The sequence below is a fragment of the Flavobacterium cauense R2A-7 genome (genome assembly GCF_000498475.1).
GTDB lineage: Bacteria > Bacteroidota > Bacteroidia > Flavobacteriales > Flavobacteriaceae > Flavobacterium > Flavobacterium cauense.
In genome coordinates this window covers 506,158-523,365 of sequence record NZ_AVBI01000019.1, presented here as the reverse complement: position 1 = coordinate 523,365, position 17,208 = coordinate 506,158, and the positions used below count along the sequence as shown (strand labels likewise).

General features: G+C 37.6%; 13 protein-coding genes. 10 read left to right on the top strand and 3 right to left on the bottom strand.

Annotation, left to right across the window (positions count from 1 at the left end):
• Nucleotides 1–48: 48 nt before the first annotated feature.
• The 9 genes from FCR2A7T_RS12420 (at nucleotide 49) to FCR2A7T_RS12380 (ending at nucleotide 9,118) form a co-directional block, all read left to right on the top strand.
• Nucleotides 49–2,421 carry a heavy metal translocating P-type ATPase metal-binding domain-containing protein gene (locus tag FCR2A7T_RS12420; RefSeq protein ID WP_023571649.1) on the top strand — a complete coding sequence of 791 codons (2,373 nt, stop codon included), beginning with the start codon at nucleotides 49–51 and terminating at the stop codon, nucleotides 2,419–2,421.
• 117 nt (nucleotides 2,422–2,538) lie between these two features.
• On the top strand, nucleotides 2,539–2,736 hold the full coding sequence (gene ccoS / locus FCR2A7T_RS12415; RefSeq protein WP_023571648.1) for a cbb3-type cytochrome oxidase assembly protein CcoS: 198 nt from the start codon (nucleotides 2,539–2,541) through the stop codon (nucleotides 2,734–2,736).
• Nucleotides 2,737–2,738: 2 nt separating this feature from the next.
• Entirely contained in the window at nucleotides 2,739–4,934 is a 2,196-nt protein-coding gene (ccoN, locus tag FCR2A7T_RS12410; RefSeq protein ID WP_023571647.1) for a cytochrome-c oxidase, cbb3-type subunit I, read from the top strand.
• Nucleotides 4,935–4,940: 6 nt separating this feature from the next.
• Nucleotides 4,941–5,132, top strand: a complete 192-nt coding sequence (locus FCR2A7T_RS12405) for a CcoQ/FixQ family Cbb3-type cytochrome c oxidase assembly chaperone (RefSeq protein WP_023571646.1) — start codon at nucleotides 4,941–4,943, stop codon at nucleotides 5,130–5,132.
• A gap of 6 nt (nucleotides 5,133–5,138) precedes the next feature.
• Entirely contained in the window at nucleotides 5,139–6,017 is an 879-nt protein-coding gene (locus FCR2A7T_RS12400; RefSeq protein ID WP_023571645.1) for a cbb3-type cytochrome c oxidase N-terminal domain-containing protein, read from the top strand.
• A gap of 72 nt (nucleotides 6,018–6,089) precedes the next feature.
• The gene (gene ccoG / locus FCR2A7T_RS12395) at nucleotides 6,090–7,508 is read left to right on the top strand and encodes a cytochrome c oxidase accessory protein CcoG (RefSeq protein ID WP_023571644.1); all 1,419 of its coding nucleotides are present in this window, start codon (nucleotides 6,090–6,092) and stop codon (nucleotides 7,506–7,508) included.
• Nucleotides 7,509–7,688: 180 nt separating this feature from the next.
• Nucleotides 7,689–8,135, top strand: a complete 447-nt coding sequence (locus tag FCR2A7T_RS12390) for a FixH family protein (protein ID WP_035118577.1) — start codon at nucleotides 7,689–7,691, stop codon at nucleotides 8,133–8,135.
• A gap of 3 nt (nucleotides 8,136–8,138) precedes the next feature.
• Nucleotides 8,139–8,846, top strand: coding sequence for a sulfite exporter TauE/SafE family protein (locus FCR2A7T_RS12385; protein WP_035118407.1), 708 nt, complete (start codon nucleotides 8,139–8,141; stop codon nucleotides 8,844–8,846).
• Between the two features lie 41 nt (nucleotides 8,847–8,887).
• Nucleotides 8,888–9,118: a YdcH family protein gene (locus FCR2A7T_RS12380; RefSeq protein ID WP_023571641.1), complete on the top strand. Its 231-nt coding sequence runs from the start codon at nucleotides 8,888–8,890 to the stop codon at nucleotides 9,116–9,118.
• A gap of 111 nt (nucleotides 9,119–9,229) precedes the next feature.
• On the opposite strand, the gene FCR2A7T_RS12375 is transcribed toward FCR2A7T_RS12380, so the two are convergent.
• Both FCR2A7T_RS12375 and hemN read right to left on the bottom strand, forming a co-directional pair.
• A complete protein-coding gene (locus FCR2A7T_RS12375; RefSeq protein WP_023571640.1) occupies nucleotides 9,230–10,747 on the bottom strand; it encodes a carboxypeptidase-like regulatory domain-containing protein in 1,518 nt (505 codons plus the stop codon).
• 154 nt (nucleotides 10,748–10,901) lie between these two features.
• A complete protein-coding gene (gene hemN, locus FCR2A7T_RS12370; protein WP_023571639.1) occupies nucleotides 10,902–12,266 on the bottom strand; it encodes an oxygen-independent coproporphyrinogen III oxidase in 1,365 nt (454 codons plus the stop codon).
• 165 nt (nucleotides 12,267–12,431) lie between these two features.
• On the opposite strand from hemN, the gene FCR2A7T_RS12365 reads away from it, so the two are divergent.
• Nucleotides 12,432–14,702, top strand: a complete 2,271-nt coding sequence (locus FCR2A7T_RS12365) for a cation:proton antiporter domain-containing protein (protein ID WP_035118575.1) — start codon at nucleotides 12,432–12,434, stop codon at nucleotides 14,700–14,702.
• 43 nt (nucleotides 14,703–14,745) lie between these two features.
• On the opposite strand, the gene FCR2A7T_RS12360 is transcribed toward FCR2A7T_RS12365, so the two are convergent.
• The gene (locus tag FCR2A7T_RS12360; RefSeq protein ID WP_023571637.1) at nucleotides 14,746–17,148 is read right to left on the bottom strand and encodes an alpha-ketoacid dehydrogenase subunit alpha/beta; all 2,403 of its coding nucleotides are present in this window, start codon (nucleotides 17,146–17,148) and stop codon (nucleotides 14,746–14,748) included.
• Nucleotides 17,149–17,208 lie beyond the last annotated feature (60 nt).

The window sequence follows — 17,208 nt, the reverse complement described above, 5'->3', positions numbered from 1 at the left end:
AAAATACTTAAATTGTAAACTTTGTACCAGGTAAATGAGCAAATTTTTATGAATGCACAAAATTGTTTCCATTGTGGTAACGATATTGTAGTTGCAGATGAAATTATTTTTGATGAGAAATCATTTTGTTGTGCGGGATGTAAAACCGTATACGAAATTTTCAGTCTGAATGATTTAACCTGTTATTACGATTTCGAAAATGCTCCAGGAGCGACACCACAGGATATTAAAGGTAAATATGATTTCTTAGACAATGAAGACATCGTTTCCAAACTTCTCGACTTCCAGGAGGATTCAACACATATTGTTTCACTCTACATTCCTCATATACACTGTAGTTCGTGTATTTGGATTTTGGAAAATCTACACAAACTTCAAAAAGGAATTGCCGCTTCGCAGGTAAATTTTCATGAGAAGAAAGTCAGAATTACTTATAATCCCAACGAAACCAATCTGAAAGATATCGTTCTGATGATGAGTTCCATCGGATATGAGCCTTACATCAGTCTGGAAAATTATGAAAATAAGAAAAAAGCGGTCGATCGCAGTTTGTATTACAAAATCGGAGTCGCGTTTTTCTGTTTCGGAAATATCATGCTTTTATCGTTTCCGGAGTATTTTGAAGTAGGCGAATTCTGGATTGAACAATACAAAGGTTTTTTCCGTTGGCTGATATTCGCACTTTCCTTACCGGCTTTTTTCTACTCGGCTTGGGGCTATTATGTTTCGGCCTGGAAAAGCATCAAATCCCGAATGTTGAATATTGACATCCCAATCGCTTTAGGTATTGTGGTGATGTTCGTAAGAAGTACGGTGGATATCGCTTTTGGGTACGGACAAGGTTTTTTCGACAGTATGTGCGGACTGATATTCTTCATGTTACTCGGAAAGCTGTTTCAGCAGAAAACCTACAACTTTCTTTCGTTTGAACGCGATTACAAATCCTATTTTCCCATAGCGGTTACCAAAATTAATGCCGACGGAAGTGAAGAAGCCATTCAGGTATACGATGTTAAAAAAGGAAATCGATTGTTAATCCGAAATCAGGAATTGATTCCGGTAGATGGTATTCTGATTTCAGAAAAAACATCATTAGATTACAGTTTTGTTACCGGAGAAGCAGAAGCTATCGAAAAAAAATCAGGCGATAAAATATTCGCCGGCGGAAAACAATTGGGAAGAGAAGTAGAAATGGAAGTGCTGCATTCGGTTTCCCAAAGTTATCTGACGCAATTGTGGAGTAATGATGTTTTTCAGAAAAGAGTCGACCAGAAATACAAAACCATAACCGATACCATCAGTCGTTATTTTACTCCGGCTTTGTTAGGTCTTGCTGTGGTTTCATTTGGATATTGGATTTTCATTGATGTAACAACCGCATTTAATGTTTTCACGGCGATTTTGATTGTTGCCTGTCCGTGTGCGTTGGCTTTAACTGCGCCATTTACGTTAGGGAATGTTTTGAGAATCGTCGGAAGTCGGAAATTTTACCTGAAAAACGCTACTGTTATTGAACAATTGGCAAAAGTAGATACCATTGTTTTTGATAAAACCGGTACGATTACCACCAACAAAAAGACTTCCATTACCTACGAAGGTACAGCCTTGACTGATGCAGAACTGAAATTGTTGAAAAACACGTTAAGAGGTTCCAATCACCCTTTAAGCAGACGATTATACGATTATATTCCGAATCAGGAAAAAAGCGATACTACCCATTTTGAAGAAATTATCGGAAAAGGGATTTTTGCGGAAATCGATGGAAATACGATAAAAATAGGTTCGTCCCAGTTTTTACAGCACATGAGTGAAAACACGCATAAGAAAACCAAAGTCCACATTGAAATTAACGGTGTTTACAAAGGAAGTTATGTGTTTAATAATCAATACCGTGAAGGTTTAGAACAGTTGTTTGAGAATTTATCGAAGAATTACAATTTAGTGGTGTTGTCAGGAGATAACGATGGCGAACGAAAAATTCTGGAGAAAATGTTACCTCAAAATACGACTTTAGTGTTCAATCAGAAACCGGAACAAAAACTCGCTTACATCGAAAATCTTCAGAAAGAAGGAAAAAATGTAATGATGATTGGCGATGGTTTAAACGATGCGGGGGCTCTGGCCCAAAGTAACATAGGAATTTCCATTTCGGAAAACGTGAACGTGTTTTCACCGGCCTGTGACGGTATTCTGGACGCTTCGCAGTTTTCCAAAATCGGTTTCTTTATGAAGTATTCCAAAAATGCAATGAAAACGATCATGATGAGTTTCGGATTATCATTACTTTATAACGTTGTCGGGCTGAGTTTCGCGGTTTCCGGAAACCTTTCACCCATAGTTGCGGCTATCATTATGCCGTTAAGTACGGTTACAATTGTAAGTTTTGTTACAATAATGAGTAATTTTTTTGCAAGAAAATAACTAGTTTTCATAGTGTTATGAAAATAAAATCGTATATTTTAACAAAAATTTTAAGTATGACAAATGTCATATTTTAATAGGATATACTGGGATAACTTTGTCAAATAAACTTAAGGTATGAGTGTAATTTATCTATTAATCTCCATCAGTATCGTAGTCGCCGCTGTCTTTCTGTATATTTTTATCAGAGCAGTAAAAAGCGGTCAGTTCGACGACGATTACACCCCATCGGTCAGAATACTTTTTGACGATGAATTGAAAAAAAATTCAAACAAATCAGAACAAATCAGAACACAAATAGAAAAACAGAACTAATTATGGAAATGCAACAATTTTATTACGATAACAAAATTGTAAAGAAGTTCCTCTATGCTTCAATAGTTTTTGGAGTAGTGGGAATGCTCGTTGGTCTTTTAGTGGCAACCATGTATCTTTTTCCGAACTTAACAGATGGAATTCCTTGGTTAAGCTACGGTCGTTTAAGACCTTTACACACAAATGCAGTAATTTTTGCCTTTGTGGGAAATGCTATTTTTGCAGGTATTTATTACTCTTTACAACGTTTGTTAAAAACCAGAATGTACAGTGATGTTTTAAGTAACATTAATTTCTGGGGATGGCAGTTGATTATAGTAGCTGCCGCAATTTCGTTACCGTTAGGGTACACAACATCAAAAGAATATGCCGAATTAGAATGGCCAATTGATATCGCGATTGCACTTATCTGGGTGGTTTTTGGTATCAATATGATTATGACGATTTTACGTCGTAGAGAGCGTCATTTGTATGTTGCGATTTGGTTTTACATTGCCACGTTTGTAACGGTAGCCGTTCTGCATATTTTCAACAGTTTAGCGTTACCGGTAGACGGAATGAAAAGTTATTCCGTATACGCTGGTGTTCAGGATGCTTTGGTACAATGGTGGTACGGACACAATGCAGTTGCGTTCTTCCTTACAACACCTTTCTTAGGATTAATGTATTACTTTATTCCTAAAGCGGCTAATCGTCCTGTTTACTCTTACAGATTATCCATCGTTCACTTCTGGTCGTTAATTTTCTTATACATCTGGGCGGGACCTCACCATTTGTTATATACTTCTTTACCGGATTGGGCACAAAATTTAGGGGTTGTTTTCTCAGTAATGTTAATCGCTCCGTCTTGGGGTGGTATGATTAATGGTTTACTTACGCTAAGAGGTGTTTGGGATAAAGTACGTACAGAACCTGTATTGAAATTCTTCGTAGTAGCAATTACCGGTTATGGTATGGCTACTTTTGAAGGACCGATGCTTTCACTTAAAAACGTAAATGCCATTGCACACTTTACCGACTGGATCGTAGCTCACGTTCACGTAGGAGCACTTGCTTGGAACGGATTTATGACTTTTGGTATGATTTATTGGTTAATTCCAAGAATGACAAAAACGAATTTATATTCATTGAAGTTAGCCAATTTCCATTTCTGGATTGGAACTTTAGGAATCATTTTATATGCACTTCCATTATACGTTGCCGGTTTTGCTCAGGCACAAATGTGGAAACAATTTAATCCAGACGGTTCATTAGTATACGGAAACTTCCTGGAAACTGTTACAGCGATTATGCCAATGTATGCAATGCGTGCAGTAGGAGGAACGTTATTTATTATCGGATTGTTCGTTTTGGTGTACAACATCATAATGACAGTAAGACAAGGTCAAACGATCGAAGACGAATTGGCTGAAGCTCCTGAATTACAAAGAATCGCTCCAAACCGATTGAAAGGTGAAAAATTCCACACTTGGTTGGAAAGAAAACCTATCCAATTAACTGTTTTGGCTACTGTTGCAATTCTTATCGGTGGAATCATCCAGATTGTACCTACGTTAATTGTAAAATCTAACATTCCTACAATCTCCAGTGTAAAACCATATTCTCCATTAGAATTGGAAGGACGTGATTTGTACATCCGTGAAGGTTGTGTGGGTTGTCACTCTCAAATGGTAAGACCTTTCCGTTCTGAAGTGGAACGTTACGGTGAATACTCAAAATCAGGAGAATATGTTTACGATCACCCGTTCCTTTGGGGATCAAAACGTACCGGACCGGATTTAATGCGTGTGGGTGGAAAATATTCAGATAACTGGCATTTCAACCACTTATGGGATCCGCAAAGTACTTCTTCAGGTTCTATCATGCCGGGGTATAAATGGTTGTTTGACAACGAACCAATGGATTATTCCAAAACAGAAGCTAAAATGCGTGTAATGGTAAAATTAGGTGTTCCTTATACCGATGCTGATATTGCTAATGCAAAACAAAACATTGCGAAACAAACAGCACAGATTGAGAAAAACTTAACGAACGATCCTGACTTCGTGAAAAGTTATGAGGAAAGTAAGAAAAATGCAGCTGCTAAAGGCGAAAAGTTTGTTCCGATGAAAGACCGTGAAATTGTTGCAATCATTGCTTATTTACAACGTCTTGGAACGGACATCAAAATCAAAGATGTTGCGCAACTTAAAAAATAAGAAAGTATGCTAAAGTTTATCAAACACAATTTGGAAAACATCTCAGGAATTGAGATTTATCCGATAATTTCATTACTTATTTTCTTTCTTTTCTTCGTAGGACTTTATGTTTGGGTTTTCACGTACAAAAAAGAAAAAATTACCGAAATGAGTAATATTCCTTTTGGGAATGATGATACAAATGAATTTCAAAATTAACAGGTCATGAAAAAGTTTTTTCCAATATATGTTCGAATCCCAGTTTTATTTGCCCTTTTCTTTGCGGCTTTGGAATTCTTCATCGACTCCGGTGACAGACCGGCTTTTATAAAGTATCCAATCGTTTCAGTACTGCTTTTGCTTTTCCTTTTCGTAATGGTAGCAATGGAAATTGTACTGAAAGCAACCCACAATATTGTAAACAGTTTGCTTACCGAAGAACAGCGTAAAGCGAAAGAAGAAGAGGAAAACCTTCCGTTTTCGGAAACTGCCTTTTACAAAAATTGGATGCACAAATTAATGCGTTCCAATAAAGTGGAAGAAGAAGGCGAATTATTACTGAATCATGAATACGATGGTATCAGAGAATTAGACAACGTACTTCCGCCATGGTGGGTGTACCTGTTCTACGGTTGTATTGCATTTGCTTTTATTTACCTGGTTCGTTTCCACATTTTAGGACACGACGATCAGACTACCGAATTCAACAAAGCAATGGCCGAAGCTAAAATAGCCGTTGAAGAATACAAGAAAACCGCACCGGATGTAATGGACAAAGAAAAAGTGACATTATTAACCGAAAAAGCTGATTTAGACGCTGGAAAAGCAATTTTCGAAACCAACTGTGTGGCGTGTCACCGTGCTGATGCCGGAGGTGCAATCGGACCAAACCTAACCGATAATCAATGGATTTTGGGTGGCGGAATCAAAAACGTCTTCAATACGATTATGGAAGGTGGCCGTGACGGAAAAGGAATGGTTTCCTGGAAAACAACAATCAAACCTTCTGAAATTCAGAAAGTGGCCAGTTATGTTTTAAGTCTTCAGGGAAGTAATCCGAAAGATCCAAAAGCTCCGGAAGGTGAGGTTTGGACTGAACAATAAGCTAGAAAAATAAACCGTTATTGATTAATTTAGAGAACGTAAAAATTAATTAATAACAACAATCAAAATCAAATGGCAAATTTACCGGACGAAAGTTTTAGAGATTCCATCGGAACCATTGATAAAGAAGGCAAACGTGCCTGGGTTTTTCCTAAAATCCCAAAAGGAAAATGGTATGACAGAAGAAAATGGGTAAGTTATCTTTTATTACTTTTTTTGTTCGCAGCACCGTTTATCAAAATCAACGGAAACCAGTTTCTGCTTTTTAATGTAATCGACAGGAAGTTCAATATTTTCGGATTTCCGTTTTGGCCACAGGATTTTTACCTGTTCGTGATCACGATGATTATCGGAGTGGTGAGTCTGACTTTATTTACAGTTGCCTTTGGCCGTATTTTCTGCGGATGGATTTGCCCGCAAACCATTTTTATGGAAATGGTTTTCAGAAGAATTGAATTTTGGATTGACGGCGACAGAGGTGCACAAATTAAACTGAACAAGCAAGCTTGGGATGCTGAGAAAATCAGAAAGAGGGTAACGAAATGGATTATCTTTTTTATTATTTCTTTTCTGATTGCAAACATCTTTTTAGCTTATGTTATTGGAAGCCACGAGCTCATAAAAATGGTTACGGAAGGGCCGGCACACAATACCAGTACGCTCATTGCTTTATTGATTTTTACTGCTGTTTTCTATTTCATCTATGCGTGGTTTAGAGAACAGGTTTGTATCATTGCCTGTCCGTACGGAAGATTGCAAGGTGTTTTACTGGATAACAAAACGATTGTTGTAGCCTACGATCATAAAAGAGGTGAGGCAGAAAACGGTCGCGCCAAATTCAAGAAAAACGAAGACAGAGCGGCATTGGGAAAAGGGGATTGTATCGATTGCCATCAATGTGTTAATGTTTGTCCGACCGGAATCGATATCCGAAACGGTACGCAGCTGGAATGTGTAAATTGCACCGCTTGTATCGACGAATGTGATTTTATCATGGAAAGTGTGAATTTACCGAAAGGTCTGATTCGCTTCGCATCGGAAGATGAGATTGTGAAAAAGGAAAAATTCGTTTTCACCACTAGAATGAAAGGTTATGTTGCGGTTTTGACTATTCTGACCGGAATTTTTATCGGATTGTTGTTCCTTCGAAATGATGTACAAGCCACGGTTTTACGTTTACCGGGACAGTTGTTTGAACACAAAGGTGATAAAATCAGTAACGTGTTTACGTATAAAATTGTAAATAAAACGGTTAAGGATTTCGATCACGTTCATTTTAAACTGGCCAATATCAAAGGCGAAATTAAAGTGGTAGGGAAACCGGTTTTCAAAGTTAAAAAAGAAGCTTTGGCGCAAGGAACTTTGTTTATTGAGATTAGTCCGGCACTTTTAAAAGGCGATAAAACCAAAGTGAAAATTGAGGTTTATGATGGCGATTTGCTCCTTGAAACCACAACAACAAATTTCCTGGGTCCTAGAAGTTTTAATTAATGAAAGGGTTAAGTGAAAGGAATACATGAAAGAGGGAAAATAACAAACAAGCGGATTGTTGGCTGAATAGCCCTGATGGACGAGAAAATCCTTCCTGCTTTTTCGCAGGAAGATTGCAACAACAGCAGGAATTGCGATAACCGACACAACACCGGCCATTCGCTTCAAAAAAGAAAAATTATGAAATTGAATTGGGGAACTTCAATTGTGATAGCATTTGCTTTGTTTATGACGTTTATTTTATACTTCGTTTTCAAAGTACAATCCGATTCGCAGTACGACCATGAAATGGTTACTGAAGAATATTATAAAAAAGAACTGAACTTTCAGGGGCAGTTGGACAAGCAGCAAAATGCCAATAATCTGAGTGAAAAAATCGCAATCGAATCCACTGAAAACGGATTGCAGATCGCTTTTCCAAAAGATTTTGACTTCAAGAAAATAAAAGGAAAAGTGTCCTTATACCGACCGTCGAACCAGAAATTAGATTTCGAAATTCCGATTTCGTTGTCTTCTTCTAATTTGCTCATACCTAAAACAAATTTGGTTGACGGTCGTTGGGACATTTCCATTGAATGGGAATATGAAGGTAAAGAATACCTGAATAAAAAAGAGATAAATTTATAAATCATGTTTTTTTCGGGACTTATATTAGGATTAATCAGCAGTTTACACTGTGTTGGGATGTGTGGTCCCATCGCAATGATGTTGCCGGTAGATCATAAGAATCCGACTAAAAAAGTAATACAGCTTCTTACGTATCATATAGGCAGAATAACAGCCTACATGACGTTAGGTTTGGTTTTTGGTTTGTTGGGTAAAGGGCTTTTTCTGGCAGGAATGCAACAGCAGTTGTCTATTGTCATTGGCATTTTGATGATTGCATTCGTTTTAATTCCGGAAAAAGTCTTCGCCCAATATAATTTCTCAAAACCGGTTTATAAAGCGATTTCCTTTGTGAAAACAAAATTGGGAAGCCAGTTTAAAAAGAAATCATTCAAAGCGCTTTATACTATCGGACTATTAAATGGGTTTTTACCTTGCGGATTGGTGTATGTTGCGCTTTTTGGCGCCATTGCCATGCAAAATGAAACCCTTGGTGTTGCCTATATGTTTTTATACGGTTTAGGAACAATTCCGATGATGAGCCTTGTGGTTTATGTGTCAGATTTATTAACCGTACCGATTCGCAATAAAATTCAGAAAGTCATACCAATTATAACCGTTTGCATCGGAATGTTATTCATCATGCGCGGATTAGGTTTGGATATTCCTTTTGTTTCGCCTAGCAACACTAGTCTTTTTGTGCAGAGTGAAACGATATGTAAAACAGAATAAGTAACTTTATAGTAAGAAATTAACTTAATAATTTGGATAATATGGAAAGACACGATTTATTACACGAGTTTCCGGAGCATCAAGACAAAATTCACCAATTAAAAGTGTCTGATCCTCATTTCAGAGAATTGTTTGACGAATATCATGAACTGGAACATGAAATCCACCGCATTAATATGGGGGAAGAAGTTGTTATTGACGAAGCAATGCACGAGAAAAAAGCCAGATTACTTTTTATAAAAGACGAAATTTTTTCGATGCTGAAAAACTAATTCACTGCATAATTAAGGTAAAACAGCCTTGTAAAAAGAAACCGCAGAATCACTGAATTGTGAATCTGCGGTTTTTTAGTTTATCTGTTTCTGTCTATTTTTTTTAAACGACTACTCAACAACTCTAAATTGTTTCATTTCTTCTAAAGGCTCGATGGAAACAAAATCTTTCCAGATTTTAGGATCGTATCGCTGAAGTTTTGTGTAGTTAAATTCTTCTTCTTTGATTTTTTCAAAATCCGTTTCATCGATTTCAGATTTCGATATGTTGAGATATTCTGTTTTTTCAACCGAATTTCCTTCAACTTTCAGATCAAAAGCAACTACATCTTTTTCACTATCGGTAAGTTCTATAAATTTAAGAGGTCTGTTTATGTAAAAATACTGACCAGATTCTGAAGAAGCATACTGCAGATAATATCCGCTGCTGATTGGGTTTTTCTTGAAGATAAGGGTTCCTTTGTTTATATTTTCGAATACTTTTACTCCCAAAAGGAATTTCATGTTGAATCCGTTCAGGTTTTTTCCTTCCGCTAATGTATAGTCGCATCGAACAACAGCATAATCCGCTGCTGAAATGTATAGTTTTCCGGTATGTTTTGCTTTACTTTTTCTTGGTTTAAAACTTAAAACATATACTGTTTCATCATCATTATTGTAAATTTTGCCCTCATAAGTATAATCATATAACTCAGGTTGGTTTACAAAATTCATTTGAGTGCTGTTTAAAAAGCTGTTTTGATATACAAACGATGTAATACCGGTTTTTGAAGAGGATACTCTGCTTGTTTCCGTTTTCTTTTTCTTCTCATTGTATCCTTTTCGCATTGAAATTGTATCACGGGAACCGAAAAGACCACTTTTAACCCGGTAAAATTTTGTGGAATCTAAATGCTTCAGCAAAATATTTGTTCCGGTTTCTTGCATGTCGTCAAGTGAAAACGAACGATTTTCGTCTTTGAGAATGATTGCTTTTTTCACTTCAAGTTTTTGACTGAAAATGGGCTTATTGTCTTTCATTTTTGTGCCGGAATAATAATTGCAAAGCATATCTTTAAATTCCTGCGGCGGATTGGAAATGAGTTTGGAAGTAAACGTATTCAAATCTTTATTAGCAGCTTCAAGACCTTTTTTTGAAAACCCTGTTGATTTTGTGAATTCAATATTGATGTTTTTGGGTTTGAAAACAGTGGCTTCACGGTAAAACAGTTGGTTCTTCGACAGTTTGCCACTACTTTTATAATGAATAGGAAGATTTTTTTTAACCTCTGCCATTATGGTATTCGGATCTGGTTTTATATTGGATATTGTCATGGTTTCCAATTCAAAAACACCGGGTTCCAATTTGATAATGTATTGCAGATTTTTCAATTCTCCCACCGTAATTTGGCGTTTGGCATAACCAAGATAACTGACACTCAGAATAGCTGTATCACCACTGTTACTTTCCGATAACGTAAAATAACCCTCGGCGTTAGAAATAAGATTTATGGTTTCATTAACCTTAATGTTGGCGTAGGGAAGACTTTCGCCGCTTTGGGAATCAATAATCTTTGCGGTAATGTTTTGGGCAATGGCGGTGTGGAGTCCAAACAGGAAAAAGAACAGTTGAATTAAGATACGTGTCATGGATTTACTTCGTTTTTGATTATGACGATTAAAGGCTTTAAATGTTACCACTTTCCAATACAGAGTAAATCTGATAATAGTATAAATAGTAAAATTCCTTCCAAATATATTAATTAAGAAGGAATTTACTGTAAAAAAAATTATGAAAAAATAATTACACAGTCATGGAGAACAACTGTGTTTGCGGTGCATTACGTTGTAAACGTAAATCGAAGGCCATACAAATGTTTCTTACAAAAGGTTTTCCTTTTTCCGTAACTGTAATGGCATTATTCTGAATAACTAATAATCCGTCATTTTCCATTTCTGCCAATCGTGACAAAATCTCTGGAAGTTCCGGAAGATATAAATGCTTTTCATCCCAGGAAGTTGTAAACTGACACATTAAGTTCAAGATGTGACGGCGTATAATTAAGTCTTCTTCTGTGAGTGCGTGACCTTTAAAAACAGGCAATTCGTCTTTAGCTAATCGTGCATAGTAATCTTCTATTGATTTTTCGTTTTGAGCAAAACTGTACCAGCTGTCACTTATGGAAGAAGCGCCCAAACCAATCATTAATTGTGTTTTAGATGAAGTATAACCCATAAAATTACGGTGCAATTTACCTTCCTGAAACGATTCGAACATACTGTCTTTTTTCAGTGCAAAATGATCCATACCGATTTCGTGGTACCCTTTTTTGGCCAATAATTGTTTGCCGACTTCATACAGTTTTCGTTTCTCGTCGTCTTTCGGAACGTCTTCGTCTTTAAAACCGCGTTGCCCGTTTCCTTTTATCCACGGCACATGAGCATAGCTGTAAAAAGCCAAACGATCGGGGGAAAGTGATTTGGTTTTTTCAATCGTATCGATAATGTTTTCCAATTCCTGAAATGGTAATCCGAAAATCAAATCGTGTGATACAGAAGTATAGCCGATTTCTCTTGCCCACAAAGTAACTTTTGCCACGTTGTGAAAAGGCTGTATTCTGTGAATGGCTTTCTGAACTTTGTCGCTGTAATCCTGAACACCGTAACTCACGCGTCGAAAGCCTAAATCATATAATTTTTGTAAATGTTCCCGCGTAGTGTTGTTTGGATGGCCTTCAAAACTAAATTCGTGTCCGGGCGCTCTTTCGGCTCTTTTGAAAATTCCGTTGATTAATGTTTCCAGATTTTCCGGCGAAAAGAATGTTGGCGTTCCACCACCCAAGTGAATTTCTTTGATTAAAGGTTTTTCCGGAAACAAATCGCAATACATATTCCATTCCTTTAAAACGGCTTCTATGTATGGGTTTTCTACTTCGTGACGTTTCGTGATGCGTTTATGACAGCCGCAAAACGTGCACAAGCTTTCACAGAACGGCAAATGAATGTAAAGACTTATGCCTTCTATGGTATTACTTTCCGTAAACGATTGTATAAAAGTTTTTTTCCATGTTTCAGTCGAAAAACTATTATCTTCCCAATAGGGTACCGTTGGATAGCTGGTGTATCTCGGTCCTGGGACATTATATTTTTGTACTAATGAAGTTGTCATACCTAACGTTTTACAGAATCAAAATTAGTGGTAAGTGGCGAGAACTAAAATGATAATTGTCATATTTTTAAGGGTGAGAAATGTTGATTTAGTAACGGTATAATTCCATTTTTATTAGTAATATTGATGCCTGTAAGCGAACAGCACAAATCGCTTGGATTTAGCATGAAAAAATTCAAAAACAGCTTTTTTTATTTCGGGATTATCGGAGTAACTTCAGCTATAATGTATTGGACGGTTCAAAACGGTAAAATCCTGGAAAAAGGAAGAAATGTCGTCGTCTCTAATTCAGAGAATAGTCAGTGGCAGGAGTTTATTAATTCCTTAATTCATAACTTAACCCACCCACTTGCCATTTTATTGGCGCAGATTGTTACCATTGTTTTCATCGCAAGGCTGTTCGGTGCAATTTTTAAAAGAATAGGACAACCAACCGTTATCGGTGAAATTCTTGCCGGAATCGTACTTGGGCCTTCAGTAATCGGAAATTATTTTCCCGGTTTTTCAGAAGCATTGTTTCCTGCGGCTTCACTCGGGAATCTTCAGTTTCTAAGTCAGATCGGATTGATTCTTTTCATGTTTGTTGTCGGTATGGAGCTGGATCTGAAAGTTCTTCAGAATAAAGCTAAAGAAGCAGTTGTAATCAGTCATGCCAGTATTGTGATTCCGTTTACTTTAGGATTAGTGTTGGCTTATTTTATTTATACCGAATTCGCTCCCGAAGGTGTTGAATTTATTTCTTTCGCCCTTTTTACCGGAATTGCCATGAGTATTACTGCTTTTCCAGTTCTCGCGCGAATAGTGCAGGAGCGGGGTTTGCACAAAACAAAATTAGGCGCCATGGTAATTACGTGCGCTGCCGCAGATGATATTACCGCTTGGTGTATTTTGGCCGCCGTTATTGCGATTGTAAAAGCAGGTTCGTTTTTAAGTTCTCTTTACATTATAGCTTTAGCAATCATTTATGTTTTCCTGATGCTGAAGTTTGTAAAACCGTTCTTAAAACGCATCGGGGAGCTTTACGATAATCCGGACAGTATCACGAAACCGGTTATTGCGATTTTCTTTCTGACTTTATTGATTTCTTCATACGCTACGGAAATTATTGGTATTCATGCTTTGTTCGGAGCTTTTATGGCCGGTGTAATCATGCCGGAAAGCATGCGTTTCCGTAATGTTTTCATAGAAAAAGTTGAAGACGTTTCCCAAGTAATGCTACTTCCGTTATTCTTCGTTTTTACCGGACTTCGTACTCAAATCGGGTTGTTAGACGACGCCTATCTTTGGGAAGTTTGCGGCTATATTGTTCTGGTTGCTGTTGTTGGTAAATTTGTCGGAAGTGCACTTACCGCAAGATATGTAGGGCAAAGCTGGAAAGACAGTTTAACCATTGGAGCTCTAATGAATACCCGTGGTTTGATGGAACTTGTCGTTTTAAACATTGGTTACGATTTGGGCGTGCTGAAACCGGAAATTTTTGCCATGATGGTGATAATGGCTTTGGCCACAACATTCATGACTGGCCCGGCATTAGATTTAATCAACTATTTGTTTAAATCCAAAACTGAAATTATCCCAAAAGAAATTGTTCAGAACAATAAATTTAAAATTCTTTTTTCGTTTCATAATGCCGAAGAAAGTCAGTCCTTATTGCGTTTGGCAAACCATTTCGTAAAGAAAATGAACAACAATGCAATTGTAACGGCAATGCATATTCTACCAAGTAACGAGCTTAATCCATATAATATCGATGAGTATGAAGAAGCGAGTTTTAAACCGGTTTTACAGGCTTCGGAAGAATTGAACCAAAAGATTACCACTATTTTTAAAAGTTCCATTGAAGTGGAGAACGATGTAGTGGAAGTATCCAATAAAGGGGATTTCGATTTGGTTCTGATGAGTTTGAGCCAGTCGATCTTTGACGGTACAATTTTAGGGAAAGTCCTTGGATTTACCACACGTATTATAAGTCCGGAGAGTTTAATCAATAAATTTACCGGAAAAGAAAAACTGTTTGACAGCGCACATTTTGATGAAAGCACAGCTATGATTTTATCAAAAACGGAAGTGCCCGTTGGTATTTTGGTGGATAAGAACTTCAATAATGCCAATCATGTGTTTGTTTTGCTTTTAGACGAAAGCGATTTGTTCCTGTTGGATTATGCAAAACAACTTATTGAAAATTCAAATTCAATGGTAACCATTCTGGACAAAGCAGGTCATTTGAAAGGCAGTTCGGTGTTCAATGAAAAGATTGATAAAATCAGTAAAAAATATCCAAAACATGTCAAACTTGCGGTGGAGAGAAAAATCGAAAAAGCACTGTTGGACGAACAGGATTTGATGATAATCAGTGTTGGAAGCTGGAAAGAACTTTTAGAAAAACGTAGTTCATGGTTAAACAAAACACCATCGTTACTTATCGTTAAGCCATAAAAAAAGCCCTGAATTTTCAGGGCTTTTTTAGTAGTATATTTTGTTAGTATAAACTCGGATATTTTACCGGATTCACTTCATGCATCATACTGCATACTTTCTCAAAAATATCTTCAACCGAAGGTTTTGAGAAGTAATCGCCATCTGTTCCGTAAGCCGGGCGGTGTGCTTTGGAAGCCAAAGTTTCCGGATTACTGTCCAAGTGTTTGTATCCTTTTTGCTCGTCGATAATCTGTTGCAAGATGAATGCCGAAGCCCCACCAGGAACGTCTTCATCAATCACCAGCAAACGATTGGTTTTAGCCAATGATTTTACGATATCGTGATTCACGTCAAACGGTAATAACGACTGAACGTCGATGATTTCAGCATCAATACCCACTTCCAGTAATTCTTTTGCTGCCTGTTCTACCAAACGTATAGTCGAACCATAGGAAACCAAAGTAATATCAGCACCTTGTTTAATAGTTTCCACAACTCCAATCGGAGTCTTGAATTCTCCTAAGTTGGTTGGCATTTTTTCTTTCAAACGGTAACCGTTCAAACATTCTACGATTAAAGCCGGTTCATCGGTTTCCAATAAAGTATTGTAGAAACCAGCCGCTTTGGTCATGTTTCTCGGAACTAAAACGTGAATACCGCGAATCGCATTAATAATCATTCCCATTGGCGAACCTGAATGCCAGATACCTTCCAAACGGTGACCACGGGTTCTAATGATTAGCGGAGCTTTTTGGCGACCTGCTGTTCTGTATTGTAAAGTGGCTAAATCGTCACTCATAATCTGAATCGCATATAAAAGGTAATCCAAATATTGAATTTCAGCAATAGGACGCAAACCTCTCATGGCCATTCCGATTCCCTGACCTAAAATGGTAGCTTCACGGATTCCTGCATCCGCTACACGGAATTCTCCGTATTTCTCTTGCATGCCTTCCAAACCTTGATTCACATCGCCAATGTTTCCGGAATCTTCACCGAAAATCAACGTTTCAGGATGTTTGTCGAAAATCACATCGAAATTGTTTCGCAACACTAAACGTGCATCCACTTCTTCTGATGTTTCGTCATATTTCGGTAACACTTCTTTGGCAGACAATACGTTTTTATCCGATTGTGAAAATAAGTGTGAACTGAATTTCGGTTGGATTTTTTCGATATAGGCTGTAATCCACGCAGAAAGTTGTGCTCTTCCGTTTTCTTTTACGATTAAGCGTAAAACTTTACGGGCGGTGGTAATAATATCTTTACGGATTGGCTCTTTAATAGAAGCTAAATCGTTAGCGTATTTTTCAATGAAAACTTTATTGGAGCTGTTGGCAGCAATCGAATTTAACAATGCAACCAATTCTTGTTGTTCCGCTTTAATAGGTTCAACAAATGCTGCCCACGCCGCTTTTTTACCTTCTAAAACGTCTTTTTTAGCTTGTGCATCAATGGCTTCGATTTCTTCGGCAGTAGCCAAATTGTTTTCGAATAACCAAATACGCATTTGCGCCAAACAGTCGAATTCTGCTTCCCAAGCCAAACGATCGGCATTTTTATAACGCTCGTGTGATCCGGAAGTCGAGTGACCTTGCGGTTGCGTCAATTCATAAACGTGAATTAAAACCGGAACATGTTCTTCACGGGCAATTTGCGATGCTTTTTGATAGGTTTCCACCAAAGCCGGATAATCCCAACCTTTAACAGTCATGATTTCGTAGCCCTTGTTGTCTTCATCACGTTGGAAACCTTTTAGGATTTCCGAAATGTTTTCTTTTGTGGTTTGATAACGGGCGTGAACCGAAATTCCGTACTCGTCATCCCAAACACTCATCACCATCGGCACCTGTAAAACTCCGGCAGCATTGATGGTTTCAAAAAACAAACCTTCAGAAGTTGAAGCGTTTCCGATGGTTCCCCAAGCAACTTCATTTCCTTTTTCGGAGAAATTAGTTTGGTTGATACCGCCAACGTTTCTGTATATTTTTGATGCCTGAGCTAATCCTAATAAACGCGGCATTTGGCCTGCAGTAGGAGAGATGTCGGCACTTGAATTTTTTTGTTGAGTTAAGTTTTTCCAGTTTCCGTTTTCGTCAAGTGAATGCGTTGCGAAATGTCCGCCCATCTGACGACCTGCACTCATCGGGTCGTGTTCTAAATCGGTATGACCGTATAAACCGGCAAAAAACTGTTGGATTGTCATTTGACCAATAGCCATCATAAAGGTTTGATCACGATAATATCCTGAACGGAAATCACCGTTTCGGAACGCTTTCGCTAAAGCCAATTGCGGTACTTCTTTTCCGTCGCCGAAAATTCCGAATTTTGCCTTACCGGTCAACACTTCACGTCTTCCCAATAAGCTGCATTCACGGCTGATGGTTGCAACTTTATAATCATTAAGCACTTCGGTTTTGAAATCTTCAAAAGATAATGCTTCTTTAGTGGCAGTTTGGTTCATATCTCTAAATGATGTTATTTGACAAATTTAATTATTTCGACAATATAAAACAATGGGCTG

Bases quoted from the DNA above. Each gene is read 5' to 3' on its own strand.
- FCR2A7T_RS12420 (WP_023571649.1), top strand. From the start codon at position 49: ATGAATGCACAAAATTGTTTCCATTGTGGTAACGATATTGTAGTTGCA.
- ccoS (WP_023571648.1), top strand. From the start codon at position 2,539: ATGAGTGTAATTTATCTATTAATCTCCATCAGTATCGTAGTCGCCGCT.
- ccoN (WP_023571647.1), top strand. From the start codon at position 2,739: ATGGAAATGCAACAATTTTATTACGATAACAAAATTGTAAAGAAGTTC.
- FCR2A7T_RS12405 (WP_023571646.1), top strand. From the start codon at position 4,941: ATGCTAAAGTTTATCAAACACAATTTGGAAAACATCTCAGGAATTGAG.
- FCR2A7T_RS12400 (WP_023571645.1), top strand. From the start codon at position 5,139: ATGAAAAAGTTTTTTCCAATATATGTTCGAATCCCAGTTTTATTTGCC.
- ccoG (WP_023571644.1), top strand. From the start codon at position 6,090: ATGGCAAATTTACCGGACGAAAGTTTTAGAGATTCCATCGGAACCATT.
- FCR2A7T_RS12390 (WP_035118577.1), top strand. From the start codon at position 7,689: ATGAAATTGAATTGGGGAACTTCAATTGTGATAGCATTTGCTTTGTTT.
- FCR2A7T_RS12385 (WP_035118407.1), top strand. From the start codon at position 8,139: ATGTTTTTTTCGGGACTTATATTAGGATTAATCAGCAGTTTACACTGT.
- FCR2A7T_RS12380 (WP_023571641.1), top strand. From the start codon at position 8,888: ATGGAAAGACACGATTTATTACACGAGTTTCCGGAGCATCAAGACAAA.
- FCR2A7T_RS12375 (WP_023571640.1), bottom strand. From the start codon at position 10,747: ATGACACGTATCTTAATTCAACTGTTCTTTTTCCTGTTTGGACTCCAC.
- hemN (WP_023571639.1), bottom strand. From the start codon at position 12,266: ATGACAACTTCATTAGTACAAAAATATAATGTCCCAGGACCGAGATAC.
- FCR2A7T_RS12365 (WP_035118575.1), top strand. From the start codon at position 12,432: ATGAAAAAATTCAAAAACAGCTTTTTTTATTTCGGGATTATCGGAGTA.
- FCR2A7T_RS12360 (WP_023571637.1), bottom strand. From the start codon at position 17,148: ATGAACCAAACTGCCACTAAAGAAGCATTATCTTTTGAAGATTTCAAA.